The 18259-nt window shown below is 55.0% G+C and carries 16 protein-coding genes and 1 tRNA gene; 9 read left to right on the top strand and 8 right to left on the bottom strand.

Annotated features, from left to right (window positions below; all coding sequences use genetic code 11):
• Positions 1–43 precede the first annotated feature (43 nt).
• On the bottom strand, positions 44–1450 hold the full coding sequence (glnA, locus tag BM069_RS04995) for a type I glutamate--ammonia ligase (protein WP_093320983.1): 1407 nt from the start codon (positions 1448–1450) through the stop codon (positions 44–46).
• A gap of 50 nt (positions 1451–1500) precedes the next feature.
• A complete protein-coding gene (locus BM069_RS04990) occupies positions 1501–1839 on the bottom strand; it encodes a P-II family nitrogen regulator (RefSeq protein WP_093320979.1) in 339 nt (112 codons plus the stop codon).
• 174 nt (positions 1840–2013) lie between these two features.
• Between BM069_RS04990 and BM069_RS04985 the strand changes: the two genes are divergently transcribed.
• Complete coding sequence (locus tag BM069_RS04985; RefSeq protein ID WP_093320975.1) at positions 2014–3663, top strand: NAD(P)H-hydrate dehydratase; 1650 nt, start codon at positions 2014–2016, stop codon at positions 3661–3663.
• Positions 3664–3746: 83 nt separating this feature from the next.
• Positions 3747–3831, top strand: a tRNA-Leu gene (locus tag BM069_RS04980).
• A gap of 76 nt (positions 3832–3907) precedes the next feature.
• On the opposite strand, the gene BM069_RS04975 is transcribed toward BM069_RS04980, so the two are convergent.
• The 6 genes from BM069_RS04975 to BM069_RS04950 form a co-directional block, all read right to left on the bottom strand.
• On the bottom strand, positions 3908–4570 hold the full coding sequence (locus BM069_RS04975; protein WP_093320972.1) for a tyrosine-type recombinase/integrase: 663 nt from the start codon (positions 4568–4570) through the stop codon (positions 3908–3910).
• A gap of 337 nt (positions 4571–4907) precedes the next feature.
• Positions 4908–5396, bottom strand: coding sequence for a hypothetical protein (locus BM069_RS04970; RefSeq protein WP_139216137.1), 489 nt, complete (start codon positions 5394–5396; stop codon positions 4908–4910).
• A 23-nt stretch (positions 5397–5419) separates the two neighbouring features.
• Positions 5420–8140 carry an AsmA family protein gene (locus BM069_RS04965; protein WP_170846676.1) on the bottom strand — a complete coding sequence of 907 codons (2721 nt, stop codon included), beginning with the start codon at positions 8138–8140 and terminating at the stop codon, positions 5420–5422.
• 520 nt (positions 8141–8660) lie between these two features.
• Positions 8661–9350, bottom strand: coding sequence for a GntR family transcriptional regulator (locus BM069_RS04960; RefSeq protein ID WP_244503528.1), 690 nt, complete (start codon positions 9348–9350; stop codon positions 8661–8663).
• Positions 9347–10372: a Gfo/Idh/MocA family protein gene (locus BM069_RS04955; protein ID WP_093320963.1), complete on the bottom strand. Its 1026-nt coding sequence runs from the start codon at positions 10370–10372 to the stop codon at positions 9347–9349. The genes BM069_RS04960 and BM069_RS04955 overlap by 4 nt, the downstream gene beginning before the upstream one ends.
• Complete coding sequence (locus BM069_RS04950; RefSeq protein WP_093320960.1) at positions 10369–11466, bottom strand: isocitrate/isopropylmalate dehydrogenase family protein; 1098 nt, start codon at positions 11464–11466, stop codon at positions 10369–10371. Before BM069_RS04950 ends, BM069_RS04955 begins: the two co-directional genes overlap by 4 nt.
• A gap of 132 nt (positions 11467–11598) precedes the next feature.
• On the opposite strand from BM069_RS04950, the gene BM069_RS04945 reads away from it, so the two are divergent.
• The 7 genes from BM069_RS04945 to otnC all read left to right on the top strand — a co-directional run bounded on the left by BM069_RS04945 (position 11599) and on the right by otnC (position 17981).
• Positions 11599–12606, top strand: coding sequence for a Bug family tripartite tricarboxylate transporter substrate binding protein (locus tag BM069_RS04945; protein WP_093320958.1), 1008 nt, complete (start codon positions 11599–11601; stop codon positions 12604–12606).
• A gap of 67 nt (positions 12607–12673) precedes the next feature.
• Positions 12674–13459 (top strand): hypothetical protein, encoded by a 786-nt coding sequence (locus BM069_RS04940; protein ID WP_212611507.1) that lies wholly within the window; start codon positions 12674–12676, stop codon positions 13457–13459.
• The gene (locus BM069_RS04935; protein ID WP_093320955.1) at positions 13459–14970 is read left to right on the top strand and encodes a tripartite tricarboxylate transporter permease; all 1512 of its coding nucleotides are present in this window, start codon (positions 13459–13461) and stop codon (positions 14968–14970) included. Before BM069_RS04940 ends, BM069_RS04935 begins: the two co-directional genes overlap by 1 nt.
• The gene (locus BM069_RS04930; RefSeq protein WP_093320953.1) at positions 14970–15251 is read left to right on the top strand and encodes a putative quinol monooxygenase; all 282 of its coding nucleotides are present in this window, start codon (positions 14970–14972) and stop codon (positions 15249–15251) included. The genes BM069_RS04935 and BM069_RS04930 overlap by 1 nt, the downstream gene beginning before the upstream one ends.
• Positions 15248–16099 (top strand): N-acyl homoserine lactonase family protein, encoded by an 852-nt coding sequence (locus BM069_RS04925; RefSeq protein WP_093320950.1) that lies wholly within the window; start codon positions 15248–15250, stop codon positions 16097–16099. Before BM069_RS04930 ends, BM069_RS04925 begins: the two co-directional genes overlap by 4 nt.
• Positions 16096–17340 carry a 3-oxo-tetronate kinase gene (otnK, locus tag BM069_RS04920; protein WP_093320948.1) on the top strand — a complete coding sequence of 415 codons (1245 nt, stop codon included), beginning with the start codon at positions 16096–16098 and terminating at the stop codon, positions 17338–17340. The genes BM069_RS04925 and otnK overlap by 4 nt, the downstream gene beginning before the upstream one ends.
• Entirely contained in the window at positions 17337–17981 is a 645-nt protein-coding gene (otnC, locus tag BM069_RS04915; RefSeq protein ID WP_093320945.1) for a 3-oxo-tetronate 4-phosphate decarboxylase, read from the top strand. Before otnK ends, otnC begins: the two co-directional genes overlap by 4 nt.
• The last annotated feature ends 278 nt before the right edge of the window (positions 17982–18259 follow it).

Genomic DNA, 18259 nt, shown 5'->3' with positions numbered 1-18259 from the left:
CCCCGAGGGGCGCCCTTTCTTTTCACTGTCCAAAGTCTGCGGATTAGCAGCTGTAGTACATGCCGAACTCGACGGGGTGCGGGGTGTGCTCATAGTGCTCAACCTCTTCCATCTTCAGTTCGATGTAGCCTTCGATCTGGTCTTTGGTGAACACGTCGCCAGCCAGCAGGAAGTCGTGGTCAGCCGCAAGGCTGTCCAGAGCTTCGCGCAGGGAGCCACATACGGTCGGGATGTCAGCCAGTTCTTCGGCCGGCAGATCGTAGAGGTTTTTGTCCATGGCTTCGCCCGGATCGATCTTGTTCTTGATGCCGTCAAGGCCGGCCATCAGGAGCGCTGCGAAGCACAGGTAGGGGTTCGCCGCCGGATCGGGGAAACGGGCCTCAACGCGCTTGGCTTTGGGGCTTTCGGTCCACGGAATACGAACACAGCCGGAGCGGTTGCGTGCGGAGTAGGCGCGCAGAACAGGTGCTTCGAAGCCCGGGATCAGACGCTTGTAGGAGTTGGTCGACGGGTTGGTGAAGGCGTTCAGCGTTTTCGCGTGCTTCAGGATGCCGCCGATGAAGTACAGAGCTTCGCTCGACAGGTCAGCATATTTGTCGCCAGCAAAGAGCGGCTTGCCGTCTTTCCAGATCGACATGTTCACGTGCATGCCGGTGCCGTTGTCGCCATAGATCGGCTTGGGCATGAAGGTTGCGGATTTGCCGTAGGACGCTGCCACGTTGTGGATCACGTACTTATACTTCTGCAGCTCGTCGGCCTGTTTGGTCAGACTGTCAAAGATCAGGCCCAGCTCGTGCTGACAGGAGGCAACCTCGTGGTGGTGCTTGTCCACTTTCATGCCCAGACGCTTCATGGTGGAGAGCATCTCGGAACGCAGGTCGTGCGCATCGTCGGTCGGGTTCACAGGGAAATAGCCGCCCTTGACGCCCGGACGATGGCCCATGTTGCCCATTTCGTATTCGGTGTCGGAGTTCCAGGAGCCGTCGATGGCATCAACTTCGTAAGAAACTTTGTTGATTTTGTTCTCGAAACGCACGTCGTCAAACAGGAAGAATTCTGCTTCGGGGCCCATGTAGGCCACATCACCGATGCCGGATGCTTTGAGGTAAGCTTCGGCTTTTTCGGCTGTGCCGCGCGGGTCACGCTCGTAGGCTTCGCCGGTGTCGGGCTCAACGATGGAGCAGTGGATGCAGATGGTTTTTTCGGCATAGAACGGATCAACATAGGCCGACGTGGTGTCGGGGATCAGTTTCATGTCGGAGTTTTCGATCGACTTCCAGCCCGCGATGGAGGAGCCGTCAAACATGAAGCCTTCTTCGAGGAAGTCTTCGTCGACGAGATCAACATCTACGGTGACGTGCTGAAGGCGGCCACGGGTGTCGGTGAAACGGATGTCCACGTATGCCGCGTCTTCGTCTTTGATCATCTGGAGAACTGCGTCTGCGCTCATTCTCTTCTTTCCTTCTGATAGTGTTGGAAACTGGTTGAATTAATAGTGGATTACAGCGCGTCGGCGCCGGATTCACCGGTGCGGATGCGAATGGCTTGCTCAACCGGAGAGACAAAAATTTTGCCGTCGCCGATTTTGTCGGTTTTTGCCGCGCCCACGATGGCTTCGATCGCGCCGTCGACCTGATCGGCCTCAAGCACAACTTCGATTTTCACTTTGGGCAGGAAATCCACGACATATTCGGCGCCGCGGTAGAGTTCGGTGTGTCCCTTCTGACGACCGAAGCCTTTGACTTCGACAACGCTCAGACCTTGGATACCGAAATCTTGAAGTGCTTCTTTCACTTCATCGAGCTTGAACGGCTTGATGATGGCTTCGATCTTTTTCATATGGAGACCCCTCCTCAGGTGAGTGCTTGGGTTGGACAGACCACTTTCATTTGCGGCTCACAATTGGATAGGGTGACGCAGGGCCGCTCCGGAGGGTGGATTTTGGGGCTGTGCCTAAATTTTAGGCAATGTGGCGTGAAATTGCGCTGAATTGAATCGCGGGATGCACGGGAAATGAGCGACCTTCTGACAGCTGCGCAAATGCGCGCCATTGAGCAGGCGGCGATTGAGTCGGGAGACGTCACCGGTTTGGAGCTGATGGAGCGGGCTGGGCAGGGCGTCGTTGAGGCGATTTTTGAGGAATGGCCGGAGCTGGATGAGGCGGGGGATGTAGCTGGGGGCCAGCCCCCAGACCCCCGAGGTATTTCCGGCAACAGGAAGAGGGCGGTGGTTCTGTGTGGGCCGGGGAACAATGGCGGCGACGGGTTTGTGGTGGCGCGGCTGTTGCAGGGGCGCGGCTGGGAAGTGGAGGTGTTTCTGTATGGGGATGCCGAGAAGCTGCCGCCGGATGCGAAGGTGAATTATGAGCGGTGGTTGCAGATTGGGGCGGTTGCGGAATACACGAGCAAACTACACATGCACGTGCTCAAAGGCGATTTTGACCTTGTTGTGGATGCTCTTCTGGGAACGGGTGCAAGTAGGGCGCTCGACGGAGTGCTAGGCAACACGCTGACTGTTCTTTCTGCGTCAATGAGTGGCAAAGAGCGCAAACACAAACGAGTCGCGATTGATAATCCGACTGGAACGAATTCCGACACTGGCGTTCAGCTTGACTTTGATCACGTGGAATGGACCGGGTTTGATGCTGACCTGACGGTGACGTTTCATAGGTCAAAAGTTGGGCACTGGCTCGATTTCGCAGCGGATGTTTGTGGGAAAATTATCGTCAAGGACATTGGACTTGAAGCCAAGCCGCTAACCAAAGCGGGAAAGAGCAGTCTTGCAGTTCCTGTGGACGAACGGGTTTGGCTGCTTGATGGGCCAACACGCTCTCTGGGGAAACATGTGGGCCACAAGTATTCCCACGGTCACGCTCTCATCCTCACCGGCGGATCCGGCAAAACCGGCGCGGCGCGGCTGGCAGCGCGGGGGGCTTTGCGGGTTGGTGCAGGGCTGGTGACGCTGGGGGTGCCGCCCTCGGCGCAGCAAGAGGTGGCCTGTCAGATTACGGCGTTGATGTTGACGCGGGTTGGGGACGCCACGGCGCTCGACGTGATATTGGGCGATAATCGGTTGAATGCGCTGTGCCTGGGACCAGGAATGGGGCTTGAGCGGGCGCGGGATTTGGCGCCCGTTGCCTTGGCCGCGAAGCGGGCGACGGTGTTGGATGCGGATGCGTTGTCGGCCTTTGCGGATGATCCCGAAGCCTTGTTTCAGATGCTGCATGAGAATTGTGTGCTGACGCCGCATGGCGGCGAGTTTGCCAAGCTGTTTCCTGATGTTGGAGCGAAGCTTGCGGCGGTGCCCACGAAAGGGCCGGCCTATTCCAAGGTGGACGCAACGCGGGAGGCGGCGGCGCGGGCGGGCTGTATTGTGCTTTATAAAGGGGCGGATACGGTGATTGCGGCACCCGATGGGCGGTGTTCGGTGAATGCGGCCGTCTATGAGCGCGCGGCGCCGTGGTTGGCGACGGCGGGGTCAGGCGATGTGCTTGCAGGGTTCATAACAGGGCTGTTGGCGCGGGGTTTTGCGCCGATGGCAGCTGCGGAGACTGGGGCTTGGCTGCATGTGGAATCCGCGCGGGCCTTTGGGCCGGGGCTGATTGCCGAGGATTTGCCGGAAATGTTGCCGCAGGTTTTGCGGGCATTGGCGCCTGAGGGATAAGCGGGAAAACCACGGGAAGTGGCATGCGGTGCGGATTTCCTCTCGCATCCCCGAAAAAGCTTTGCTAAGACGCGCTCAATCGTGCGGGTGTGGCGGAATTGGTAGACGCACCAGATTTAGGTTCTGGCGCCGCGAGGCGTGGGGGTTCGAGTCCCTTCACCCGCACCACATTGATTTTAAAGGATAAACTGTAGTTTGCGTTGGCGGTTGCGAGCCTGCTGAAAGTATAGTTTCACACTTATTTTCACATTTTCATGTTTTGCTTTTGTTCTGTTCTTCGGGATTGCGCAGACTTGCTGAGTCGCTTCTGATTGGCTTGCGCGCGATATTTCTGTACCATTGCCAATGTTTTGTGACCGGTGACAGATTGAATTTCGACGTCGCTACAACCAGCTTCTGCAAGTTCACGCGCCGCGTTGTAGCGCCATCCATGGATCACATATTTCTGAGCCTTTATCGCCTTTCGGACCTCTTGCACCAAAAACTGCACCCTGCGCTTGGACACTGGCTGTGTTAGATTCTTGGCGATGACATATCTGCCGCTGCGAGGTAGGTTGTTCAGAAACGAGCGAAGACGGGAAGGGCAATAGATCCAGACACGGGTGCCTGTCTTTTCTTGCAAAACTTCCACGTATTCGCCGTCAAAATGTTCCCATTCCATTTTGACCACGTCTCCAATCCGTTGGCCGGTGCCAATGCATAGGTGGTAAGCAGTCAGCGCTGTCGACAGTTCGTTTTGCGTACAATGGGCCTCAAAGGCTGCTAATTTGTCCTCGGGCCATGGTTCATATTCTCCACCTTTTAGCTTTTCTACGCCTGAAGCTGGATTGGAGGTGATCCACTCTAATTCAATAGCGTGATTTGCTAAGAGAGATAGTTGTTCTACCTTCGCGTGATCCTCCCCCACTGAAGTGGTCCGCCCGTATAGTTAGCGAACGGAGGATCAAACTGATCGATCAAGACGCTGACATGACCTTGTCAGAACTGGTTGGTGTGCCGTCGGATGAGATCGGTGTTCATGCGCAGCCGCATGCTCGTTCCTGTTCTTGCCGCCCTAAAACCCCGGCCTGACCCCGATCGAGATGGTATTCTCCAAAATCAAAGCGCATCTGCGCATCATCGGCTTGCGAACCTTTACAGATTTGTTCCCAGCACTTTCAGAAATCTGCGACCTTTTCTCGCCGAAAGAGTGCAGGAACTACTTGAAGGCTGCCGGATATATTGCAGGTTAAAGGTGGGATGTTTTAATTGGCTTCCTGCTCTTCTTGACACGTCTGGATCACTTGAAGCCCTTTCATGCTGCCGCTGAGATCTATCTCTTCAAACTCTTCCGATTTTCCCTGCACGCGCACGGACGTACGCTTGCCGAATTCAGAGGCAAATTCGGGATTGTCAAAAAAGGCGTATCCGCCCGGCAGACCATCAAAAAAGGCGCCAACCACTTCGCCTTGAAACCGGCTGTCACCGAAGTCCAACAAAACGCTGCCCACTTCGCCATCCACCACGCCTTCAAAAGCCGCATTGTAGATCGCAAAAAACGCGCCATCTTTGTCTGGGACCGCCCCAATTTGCACCAGGCTGCCGCTGTCGAACTGCTTTTCCATATAGCAGCCATTGCCATTGATAGGATTGATCTTGATCGCCCATTCTCCGGACGTCCCAAACTGGGAGTGAGACTGAGCTATCGCGGCGACTGGTAAGCTGAGAACAAAGACTAATGGCAAAATTTTCATGTCTTACTCCTGACGATTCAAGCTCATTGGAGCTGCTCAAAATCGGGTGTGCATGGCTCACGGTTTGCGGGCATCTCATCCGCGCCGTCATTACGCCGGCTGCGCGAGCCTCCAATGTCCAACTTAAATTTGGGGTCAGACAATTTGCCTTCTACGTCAAACGGCCATGCACTTCTGGCAAGTGGCACGCCTACCCGGCGAGGTTCTGCGCGGATTGCAATTGAATCGCGGACCCAGTCCACGGCGCCTTTAACCACAAGTTGCACGCTCGCCGTTTCCGCAACAACCGAGTCAAAAGACACCTTCCCTGCGTTTATGGAAATCGGGGCTTTGACGCAGACAATCTGTGTTTCACCTTCGGAAAACTCCTTGGATACCAACCACGGGAAAATACCCAATCCGGCCAGTTCCAATAGGCTGGTGGCAATCGCGCCATTGCGCATGTTTAGCGTCGCCCATCCGGCCATTGAATTGGCAAAGGCTTTACCGGAACTGATGTTACCTGTGACATCCACATTGGCGGACAATAAACCATGCGCCTGAATATCAACGCCCACTGCTTTGAGGATTTCACCAAAATCCCAGCCGCTCGTTGTGCCCTCGACGCGCACGCGCTCGGGATCATTGACTGCGTCCATTGAGGCGGTCACTTTAAAGAAACCTGGCCCAAGATACAGCTCAAGTGGTCCGGCTTGAATTTGCCCTTTCTTGGCAATGAACCTGCTATTCATTGAAGATGTACCTGCATCACCAACAAACTCAGCAATGACCAAATCGATTTCCAAGTCGGTTTCAGTCAGAATACGCTTCAGGTCAAAAATGCCGTCGTTCTTTTCTAACACCAAAGGCTGGATAGGCGGGCCATCGTCGATTTCCTGATCTTCTGCGGCCATCTTTTGCGCTTTGCTGCGTTCCGACAGCTGAACAAAGATTTTTGCGCCTTCTCGTAGATCAGATAGTCGCATGCGCTGGCTCTCAATTTTTCCACGCACCACATTGATGTCTTGACTGAGATCAAAGGAAACTTGCGTGCTGAGATCGGTTTCATCGGCGAGGAAACCAACACCGATCTTTGCCTCCTTGGCGGCGCCTTCCAGGGATAAGCTGGTGCTCAGGCTTTCCACGTCGACTGGATCGAGGCCCAATGCGGCAAGAAAGGGTGCGGTGTCTGAAACGCCAAAATCAAAACCGAGCTTCAGTCCGGCAAGCTCCTCGATACTTGCGATAACCAAATTCGCCTGAAGCGTCCATAATTCGGTGTTCACAGTACGGGCATTCAATTTCCGCAGGCTCAATGCGCCGTCGTGATCCGAAATGCTAAAGTCTGCTTCTACCCCGCCGAACTTGGCCACCTCTTCGGTCGGCAGATTCTTCAGTAGCAAATCGGCTTCCCCATGAAGTCGACCATTGAGATCAACAAGGCCCAAGTTCAACACATCACCAATGTCGCCTTTGGCCACCAGATAGGGGTTTGCCTCTGGGCCAGCCTGAAGTGCGATATCCCGCAGACCAAGCGTCTTGGCCTCTGAGCGGTAGATGTGACCGATTGAGATCGGTCCAACGCGATCCAACCCTTGATCAAACGCATTGGTCAAAACAAGAAGTTCTTCGAACTTCAGCTTGTCATCGACATTCACAATATGCGCTTTGATTTCCCTGAGCTTCAGGTTCTTGAGACTGTCGGCCGCGGCAGGCGGTTGGCCTTCGGGATGCAATCGCGCGTCAATGAGAAGGTCAAATCCGGCGTTTGAAAGCACATTGTCAATGTTGCCGGTGATCGAAATGGCCTGCCCTTTGTCGAGGGTTAGTGAGGTTTGCAAATTATGCAGCGCGAGGCGATCCGGCGCGCTGGTCACATCCATTGACACAGTTCCGACGCCCTCAAGGCTGCGCACCAGTCCCAGCGCTTCAAAAACATCGCCAATCTGGCCGGTATCGAGCGCCAATTTTGCTGTATAACTATCGGATGAGTTCGGCACACGCGCCCCATTGTAGCTCAAGGATATGTCGCCAAACTCCACCAAGTTGGTGAAAGCTGCGCCGTCGGGGAATTTCCCGTCCCACGTAAAACGCTCGCCGTTGACAGAGCCTTCGCCGGTAACAGAGACCAAATTCCCGCCTTCAAGTTGTTCCAGCAGAATTTTTTCGAGCTGGAAGTCGAACTCAAAACCGCTTGCTTCGTCTTTCGAAACAAGGCCGATGTTGCTGAACGACACGGTTCGACCGCTCAAAAAAGAAATGATCGTTGGTTTCGCTTGATCCGCCGTGGAAGCGTCTTGATTGACGTCCTCCTTTTCAGGGGGGTCTTGGTCGGCTTCTTCGTTCTTCTGTCCGGCCTGTTGGTTGTTGTTTTTGGTCCAGCTTGTGGTGCCGTCTGCCTGCGTAATCAAGTTTGTCTGCAAGCCATCGATCGCCAAATTGTCAATGTCGATGCGCCCGTCCAACAGGGCTGGGAGATTCAGTTCCCATTCCAGCAGGTCCAGCTCAGCCAGATTCAGCGAGGGAATGTTTTCGCTCGGAATACGCGCACCGCTCACATGCACCAATGTCGTTCCTGCCAAAACAACGCGCGCATCACCCTCAATGAGAAACGGTTGACCAAGTTGGTCGGTCAAAAGATCCGCGACGAAGGTTTTGCGAAAGTCGCTAAAAAGGGGGGTGGCAAGCACCAGCCAGACAAGAACACAAACGGTAAGAACTGCAAAGACAATCCAGCCAAGCACCTTCAGTAGTATACGTCTCAATAGCGTGCACTCCCATAATTGAGATCCGCAGACCACTTCCAGAAAAACCGGTTCGGCCAACGGAGTATTGAGCTTTCACTGGCAGGCGAAATTTATACCCCCAACGCTTTACTCTTGCACAAATCTATTGTCCTGCAAACGTTGCTGATCAATCGCGCTGCTGGCTGTCAGTGTTAGAAGGCCCGCGCTACCCGAAAGGCAACTTGTGTTGCAAATGGGTCTTCCACCTCAATTGTCCCCAATGACCGCTTCGGGCCGATTGCGACGCTCGACACAATGGGCGGACAGCTGTCGTTACGTTTCACATCAATGTCGGTTCTGTAAATGAACGATGCCCAGCTTCTTCCAAAAGCGGCAATGCACTTTGAGTTTACAGCGGAGCCGAAGGTCTGGGATTGGAGATTTGGAGCTCTTCACGTTTAAACCGAGCGCTTGCGGGGAGCATTTCAGTCAAATGAGTTCTGGCTCCTGCAAATCACCCATTTTGGCTCGGCGAATATCCCAAATAGGCAACGTAGGCTCAAACTCCGCGTAAGCGGTGTTTTTGAAGCAGGTCCAGCATCATGTTTTTGGCATTTTGCCGGTGGGCGCGATGCACGGCATCTGCAGTACTGGCGTCTCCTAATTTGATCGCTTCGTAGACTTGGCGGTGGTCTTCGTTGGACTTTATCGGCAGGGGGCGTATGAACAGGGTTACTGTGCGGGCACGGCGGACCTGATCGTTCATCATATCAAACATTGCCGAGGCCCGGGAATTGCCACCAAGGGAAACCAGTGTGTGGTGAAAGCGGTCATCTGCCTCCGCCCATTCCTCCAGATTGTTTTGGTCCACAGCCACTTCCATGTCTTCAATGGCTTTGGCGAGGAGGTGAAGGTCTGGCTCTGAAAAGCCTTTGTCCGCCGCATTGCGCGCGGCCAGGCATTCCAGCTCGGTCAAAACATCATATATTTCGGCCATGTCGTCCGGAGACACCGGCAGAATACGCACGCCTTTGCGGGGACGAAGCTCCAACAAGCCCTGGCTTTCCAACATAAGAGCGGCCTCGCGTATCGGTGTGCGGGACACGCCCAACTGCTTTGCAAGTTCACTTTCCAGATGATCGGAGCCTGGGGCTAGTTCGCCCGCAAAAATCATGTCACGAAGGGACAGAAACGCGCGCTGAGAGTTGGAAAGCGGTTTTGTTGGATGGGTATCGACCTTCGGGCTCACGGTGGTCCTAACTTCAATTTCTGGCCGGTAGAAGCCGACGTGTAGATTGCCTCTTCGATTTCGATAACGCGCAAATAGCTGGCCGCAACGTTTTCAATAGGCGTTTGTGAAAGAAGGCCAGAAATGACATGGGACTGCAAGTGATGTACGCAGTTTCCGCCAAATCCGTCCCATGTATCCGCTGGTTGTACACAGACTTTCTGCTCCGAGCCAAATTTTCGGAGCCAGAGTGATCCGTCGCCATGCAGGGTGATTGTGCCTTCGGTGCCCTCCAGCAAGGCCTCTCCCATGGTGCGTCGGTGGTTGTCTGCACTGTGGTCGAGGTTTCTGTTGCCATCGAATAGGGCCCTTACGCCATTTGGGTGATCAAACAGGATGTAGCCGGCGTCCTCTCCCTTGATTGAGGGGTTCACGCGACGCAGGTCTGCATAGACCGCTTCTGGATCGCCCAGCAGATAGCGAAACGTGTCGACCCAATGCACTGCCGTTTCATGCACCAGAAACCGAGGCATGTCGCGAAAATAGGGTTGGCGGGCAAGATAAGCATCAGGACCTTGGCCGTCGCCCGGACGGAGTCGAAATGTAAGCTGCTGAGGCGTGCCCACGACGCCTTTATCCAGCGCTGCCTTGAGGGCACGATACCATGGTTGAAAGCGAAAGTTCTCGTGCACAATGATGGTCGCGCCGGCCGCCTCGGCTAGTGCGATCACGTCTTTTGCCTCTGCAAGAGACTGGCAAAAGGGCTTTTGGCAAATCAAGGTTTTGACGCCCGCGTCCAATGCGACGCGAATGGTTTTGGCATGTGCGATTGGCGGCAGGATGATGTCGAGCACATCCGGGGTAACCTCCGCCAACATCAGGGACAGGTTGTCGTAGGCGGGCAGGCCTGTTGCCTGCGCTTTTGCAATGTCGCGATTGCAGGAGGCCACCAGATTAACCTCAGGTATTGAGGTCCAACTTGCGTAGTGAAACTGGCTGAAATAGCCCGCGCCGACACAGGCAACTTTGATTGGCGCGGTCATGCAGCCTCCAGCACCAGAACGGCGGAGACAGCTTCTGCGGCTTCGTTTGTACTGGCGTGGCCACCGAGGTCCTGTGTTAGGACTGTCCCCTTTGCGACCACCGCTTCAACCGCTTCGCGCAGGCGGGATCCGTCGCGGCGAAGATCTTCATTGTCGTGTTTCACGCCTAGCCAATCCAGCATCATGGCGGCGGACAACAGCATCGCGAACGGGTTGGCCACGCCTTGCCCAGCAATGTCGGGTGCGGATCCATGGCATGGCTGGAAAACCGCGTGTTCAAGGCCGATGTCGGCGGAAGGGGCCAAACCTAGCCCACCCATCAAGCCTGCGCCAAGGTCAGACAAGATGTCGCCAAACATGTTTTCCGTGACCATAACGTCAAAATCCCATGGCTTTTGCACCATCCACAAGGCGGTTGCGTCGACATAGGCGTGGTCTGCGGTAAGGGTCGGGTGTTTCGCAGCCTCGGCATCAAACAATTCACGGAAGAAGGCAAATGCGCGAAATACATTTGCCTTGTCCACGCAGGTTACGCGACCAGGTCCGCGGCCCTGCCTCCTGCGTTGGCGTGCCAGGTCAAATGTGAATCGGAACAGCTTTTCGGAGATGTCGCGTGTGATGCGAAGGGTTTCTCGCGCCTCGTCAGCACTGACTTCGCCGGTGCCTTGAGAATAAAACAGGCCCTCAGTGCTTTCTCGGACCAGAACAAAGTCAATTTCCTTGCCTGCGGGGATCTTGAGAGGCGTTGCTTGTCCAGGACGGACGGTCACAGGGCGCACCCCGGCAAAGAGCGTCAGCGCTTTGCGCAGGTCGATCTGAGGGGAGATTTCGGTGCCGTCAGCGTAGCGGACATCTGGGAGCCCCATGGCGGACAGGAGAATCGCATCCGCATTTCGAGCGGTCTCCATGGATGCTGCAGGAAGAGATTCGCCAGTTTCCGCGTAATGCGCTGCTCCGGCAGGTGCGGCGGTGAAGTTCAGAGAGTAGCCAGAGGATTTGGCTGAAAGATCGTTCAGAATTTTCACCGTTGGATCAGTGATTTCCGGGCCAATCCCGTCTCCAGCAAATACTGCAATTTCATACGAGTTGGGCATCGATATGTGTTCCTTCCTTTGACCTTGTGGCAGGTTTTCCTACCGCGATCTATTTAAAAAATTGACATCGCATTTATTAATGCATACGTAAATTCATGCAACACAAAACGCATTGAGTCTGGGAGGACAAGAATGGAACTCAAGTTTGCAAGTATTTTAGGGGCTGCGGCGCTGGCCGCTGGCCTGGCCACATCCGCAGCCGCGCAGGATTATCCTTACCGCGATATCACCACGGCAGTTGTCTGGGGTGCCGGCGGTGGCACTGACACAATCAACCGGATGATCATGGCTGAAATGGAAAAGCACCTTCCGGTGTCTATCAATGTGATCAACCAAACCGGTGGCGTCGCGGGTTCAAACGGGATGGTCTATGTGATGAACCAACCTGACGATGGGTACACCTTGGTTGGCCTTTCTGAGTCCAACGTCACCGCAGCGGTCCAGGGAGGCTGGGATAAGAAGTTCGATTACTGGTATCCCTTTATTGTTGGTGGATCGCCCGATCTGATTTCGGTTCCGGCAAACTCTCCTTACGGAACACTCGAGGAACTGGTAGACGCGGCAAAGGCCGCGCCGGGTACAATTCCTGCCGCAGCATCCGGGGCAGGATCGATCCACCATTTGAACCTGCTCGCGATTGAAAACGGGGCTGGGGCGACCTTTAAGTTTGTTCCTTACAAAGGCTCCGCACCTGGTCAGGAAGCCGCGATTGCCGGTGAAGTTGCGCTGGTTGTGACATCGCTTGCTGAGCAGGCAGCCTTGATTGAAGGCGGGCAACTTAAGCCACTGGCCATGCTCACGCCAGAAACAGCAGACATTGCGGGCATGACAGTCCCTTCGGCTTTCGATGTCTACGATGGACTCGACAAGTATCTTCCGCTGAAACAAGCCATTGGGTTTGCGGTGCATAATTCTGCCGGTGACGATGTGAAAGCGGCCCTGGGCTCAGCTTTTGAGAAAGCGATTGCGGGCGACAAAGTTGCCGAATGGGCTGCGGCCAACAACTACGATGTCGGCGGCCAATATGGTGACGAAGCGGCGCAGATATTTGAAACGCTTGAGGCAAACTTTGCCTATACGCTGCAAGAACTTGGGGCGGCGACGGTTGATCCGGCGAGCCTTGGTATTGAGAAACCTTGATTGAACGAACGGGAGGCGCGGGATCTGCGCCTCTTTTTTCTTAGATCAAGTGGCTGGGGACAGATCCGTGACGACCAACGATCATCTACTTCAATCTGAGACACCTGACCGTAAGACGCAGCTGATTTTGCGAACGCGGGATTTTTGGGGTGCTCTCGTCTTATTGGGCCTGTCAGCGTTTTTCCTCTGGCGGACGTCTTTTATTCCTCTGTGGGGTGAAAATCGGGCCGGAGTGAAAGGCGGCGACTGGTATAACTCGGCGGCCTTGGTTCCCTGGGGTATTTTCTCCGCGATGTTTGTTCTCTCTCTGGTCTTGCTTCGGGTCGCGATCCGCGAGGGTGGCGCGAAGCGGGCAATGAGTTCCGTCGGTATCGGTTGGGACAGGGTGGAGGCGCTCCGGTTCACAACTCTGGCTGTGATCCTGTTTTTCTACATTGCAGGATTGGTGCCTAGGGTAGATTTCATTCTGTGTTCCGGACTGCTGATCACAGCGTTGATTTACGGGTATCATAGCGGGCATGTGGCGCGGATGGTTCTGGCAGCAGCCGTTGTTGGCTTTGCAGGTATTTACGCCATGGCCTTGCATTTGCCGCGGGCGGCATGGGCGCAGCATGATGACGACTGGCTGGTGTTTGCGCTTTGGATCGTGCTGACCACTTGGGTTCTGTGGAGCGAAAGAGGCAACCGCCTGGCCCGCGTCATTCCAGTGATCAGCGTGCTGGCTCCCACCATTCTCGTGTGCGCCATGGCCTTTGGGTTTCGTCAAAACGTGCCCAATCGCGGCGGACTGATCTTCAAACAAATTGAATATCAATACTACGTCACGCTCAAGCCGTTCTGGAGCGGAAAATAATGGACTTTGTACTCTCACAATTGGCTGGTTTTGGCAGTGCCTTTGCGGCGCTTGTTGTTGACCCGTTGACCTATGTGTATCTGGTCACGTCGGTCTTCCTCGGCATCACCTTTGGTGCGCTGCCCGGCTTGACCGCCACATTGGCAGTCACAATCCTTACTGGCTTTTTTGGCAATAAAATCCCGCTGGATTATTCGATGATTGCTCTTCTTGGTGCCTATGTCGGCGCGATTTACGGCGGATCATACCCCTCTATCCTGTTGAATATTCCCGGTACGGCGGCCTCTGCGGCAACGGCTATGGACGGCCATCCACTTGCCAAGGCAGGGCGCGGTGGAGAAGCTCTTGGGCTCACAACCACGGCGTCATTCATCGGGACATTGATCGGCACCGTGGCGCTACTGATTTTTGTCTGGGTGCTTTTGTTGATCTCCAAGAACATCGCCAGCCCGGAAAAGGCACTTCTAGCGCTTTTTGGTATTCTGTTGTCGGGGACACTCATGAGTGAAGATCTGGTAATCAAAGGTTGGATTGCCGGATTGATCGGGCTGGCGATGGCGATGGTGGGCATGGACCCCTTGTTGTCGGAGCCGCGATACACCTTTGGCTGGTCCTATATGCTGTCTGGGTTTCAGGTTGTGCCGGTGCTGATGGGGGCCTTCGCCGTGCCGCAGATCATCGAAGGCATGCGGCATGTGGAAGTTGGAAGAATGGTCGCTTTGCAAGGCCGTATTCTCCCGAACTTTGCCGCGATAAGACGACATTTGCCGACCATCACCCGATCTGGTGTCATCGGTACCGGAGTAGGGGCATTGCCCGGCGTGGGCGAAGATGTTGCTGGCTGGGTGTCTTACGGGGTGGGTAAAACCGTTTCCAAAGATGGCAAGAACTTTGGCAAAGGTTCTCTTGAAGGCTTGCTGTCATCTGAAACCGCGAACAATGCCTGTATTGGTGGGGCGCTGATCCCGCTGTTGGTATTGGGCATTCCCGGTTCACCGCCGGCGGCGGCCCTGATGGGGGCCTTCAAAATCAACAATGTGATCCCGGGCCCTACGATTGATCCGGAAATCATCCTTCGGGTGGTGGCCATTATGGTGCTAGCGTCTTTCACAATGTGGATTTTAGGCCTGTTTACAGCACGGATATTTATCAAGATCTTACGCATTCCACAGACGGTCTTTCTACCCGTTGTCATGGTGCTGACCGCGATCGGGTCCTTTTCTGTCGGTGGTGGGATCAATGATCTTTACCTGATGTTGGGCGTTGGGATCGTGGCCTATTTCATGAACCTGATGAAATACCCCATCGCCCCATTGGTGATTGGCGTTATTCTTGGCGGGCTGTTCGATGAGACGTTCCGCAGGGCGCTGTTCCTGTCGGATGGCAGCCTTGGTGTGTTTGTGTCCCGTCCTGGCGCGGCCGTGTTGCTGGCGTTTAACGTCGCGCTGATTGCTGCGCAAATACCAATGATCCGTCGCCCCTTTCAGCGGCGTGGCAGAAAGGAAGCCTAATGTACGCGGTTTGTGTGACATTCAAAATCCATCCGGGGCAGATGCAGGAGTTTCTACCTTTGATGGTTTCAAACGCGAGAACCTCGCGGGACGAAGAGGCGGGATGCCAAATGTTTGACGTATGTGTGCGAGGCGACGAGGTATTTCTCTACGAGGTTTACGATGATCGTGCCGCGTTTGATCTGCATCTTACATCATCGCATTTCAGAACCTTTGACGCCAAAGTTGCGCATATGGTCGCCTCCAAACAGGTGGCGATGTTTGACGAGGTAATCCGATGACGACAGATGCAAAGGTAGGCGTGCAGTCCGGAACTTGGCAGGTTCATGCTATAAAATATGCCGACCGGAATGCGCGTACGCGGGCAGATAGTTTTCTGTTCGATGACAACCATGATGCGCCGCATGCCATGGATTACTTCATGTGGCTCTTGCGCGACGGGGATCGTGTGATCCTTGTGGATACCGGCTATGACCACGCGGAGGCCAAGCGACGTGGACGCCCCATCCGGCTTGATCCCGGTGAAGCTCTGGCGCCATTTGGCCTAACACCTGAACAAATCACCGAAGTCATCGTAACGCATCTTCACTATGACCACGCAGGTGGTCTGGCGTTGTTTCCAAACGCGCATTTGCATATGCAAGAAGCCGAAATGGCTTTCGCAACAGGCCCTTGCATGTGTCACGACGTCTTGCGTGATCCGTTCACTGCAGGACATGTCTGTGAAGCGGTAATGCGACTTTACGGCGGCAAACTGACCTTTCATAAAGGCGACAGCCAACTGGCAGATGGGTTGAGCCTGCATTGCATCGGAGGTCATTCGCGTGGGTTGCAGTGCGTGCGCGTGAAAACGGAGGCGGGCTGGATGGTCTTGGCGTCTGATGCCGCGCACTACTACGAGAACGTTCTATCACGTAAGCCTTTTCCGATTGTCGTTGACCTTCAGGATATGATGCAGGGGTTTGAACGCCTGACGAGCCTCGCATCGCGGCCAGAGTTGATCATTCCAGGGCACGATCCATTGGTATGCACGATTTTTCCGCAGGATTTGGCACCCCACATTCGCCGGCTTGATGTTGGCCCAAAGACAAACGCATTGGCGACGATTTCTTCGGAGTTTGGCAAATGAAATTAGGTATCATCGCAGATGATTTTACCGGTGCGTCCGATATCGCGCTTACTATCGCTGAAGCCGGGATGTCCGTCACGCAATACATTGGCATTCCAGATCGCGACGCGGTTTTAGGGGGCGACGCCGGTGTCGTGGCATTGAAGTCGCGCACTGCGCCCGTTGCGGAAGCCGTGGCGGATAGTTTGGCTGCGTGTGACTGGTTAAAAGCACAAGGCGCCGAACAGATTGTTCTAAAGGTTTGCTCCACCTTTGACAGCACCGCAGATGGCAATATCGGACCCGTTCTGGAGGCGCTTGCAGGCCGACTTGGGGTCGGGCCGGTGGTTGTCTGCCCTGCATTTCCCGAGAACGGTCGTTCGGTTTATCAGGGCCATCTTTTTGTGAATGACCGACTGCTAAGCGAGAGCGGAATGCAGGATCATCCACTGACACCTATGACCGATCCTGACATCAGGCGGGTGCTGGCTACCCAAACCAATCTGCCGGTTGGTCATATTCCAGCTCAGACGGTTGCGAAAGGCGCTGAAGCCATAGTGGCGGCCATGCCTGCAGGCACCAGTTTGATGGTCTCGGATGCCATTCAAGACACCGACCTTTTAGAGATCGGGAAGGCCGCAAATGGGATGCCACTCCTTTGCGGCGGATCCGGGATTGCTTTAGGTTTACCTCGAAACTTCGGAGTGACCGCAGTGGGTCCAAAAATGCAGGGAAACAAAGGGGCTGGTGTCGTTCTTTCTGGCTCATGTTCGAAGGCAACACGCGCGCAAGTTGCTCGCTATCGGCAGGTCGCGCCAAGCCGCGAAGTCAGTGCACGTGAATTGCTTGAAGGCGGACTGCGAGCCGAGGATGTTGCTGCCTGGGTTTTGGGGCAAGAGACCCCGCCTTTGGTGTTTTCGTCTGCGGATCCGGATGTTGTCAAAGAAACGCAAAGGCAATTCGGAACTTCGCGGGCCGCAGAGGCCATTGAGGGCTTTTTTGCAGAACTGGCTGCTGTTTTGTCGAGGCAGGGTATAGGGCGCATTGTTGTTGCAGGCGGTGAGACCTCAGGTGCGGTGGTCAAAGGATTGGGTGTGTCGGCTCTTGAGATTGGTTCCCGGCTTGCCGCAGGGGTTCCCATGGTTCGACCCCTAAATGAGCGTTTGGTACTGGCGCTGAAATCGGGGAATTTTGGCGGGGAGGCCTTTTTTAGTGAGGCCCTGCGCCTCATGGAAGACACCACGCGGGAGGAAGTGGCATGACGGAAGCCACGCGGGCACGCGAAGATATTTGCCGCATCGCCAGATCGATGTTTGATCGTGGGCTAACCTGCGGCGCATCTGGAAATATTTCTGTCAAATTGTCAGATGGGAGCTATCTGGTGACGCCTACGGGATCGTCCATGGGTTTTTTGGATCCTGCGCGAATTTCGCACCTGAGTGAGGACTTGCGCCACCTGTCGGGCGACAAGCCAACGAAAGAGATCCCCCTGCACAGTGCCTTTTACGATACGCGGTCCCACACCGGAGCAGTGGTGCATTTGCATTCCAGCCATTCGGTTGCGCTGTCGATGTTGCCGGAAACTGATCCGGACAACGCTCTGCCACCGTTGACACCATACGGGATTATGCGGCTGGGCAAGGTGAAGCTGCTGCCATTTTTTTTGCCGGGAGATGCGGCAATGGGCGAAGCTGTCCGTGGCCTAGCTGGCAAACGCTCAGCGGTGCTACTGGCAAATCACGGCCCGGTTGTCGCAGGAAAGGACCTTTGGGCGGCGGCCTATGCTATGGAGGAGCTCGAAGAGACGGCGAAACTGGCGCTATTGCTTCGAGGGACGCAACATAAAGCTCTTTCAGATGCACAGGTTCAGGCCGTGGTGCGGAAATTTGACGTGGATTGGTAGGGCTTGCGATTGGTGTCGAGATGTCAAAATCGGCCGTTAATACCGGTAGCTGCCGATGGCGGCTATGGGCCGAAAACGGTTAAATGCGGCACTTCAATTCTGGTCGACATCGGCGCTTGCGAGCTCCCGCAACCATACTGTCTCGAACAGGCGACTTTCGGGGAGGGGCAGGTCAAGGCGGATCGTTTCTGAAAAAGAGCGGATAGTTTTGAATGGCGGCGGGAGCTTGTGTCGACGCCTCGCCTATAAGCCCGTGGACCCAAGCCACGGAACCCGAG

The organism is Shimia haliotis (genome assembly GCF_900114415.1).
GTDB lineage: Bacteria > Pseudomonadota > Alphaproteobacteria > Rhodobacterales > Rhodobacteraceae > Shimia > Shimia haliotis.
The sequence above is the reverse complement of the archived record's forward strand: the minus strand, read 5'-3'. Positions and strand labels throughout refer to the sequence as shown.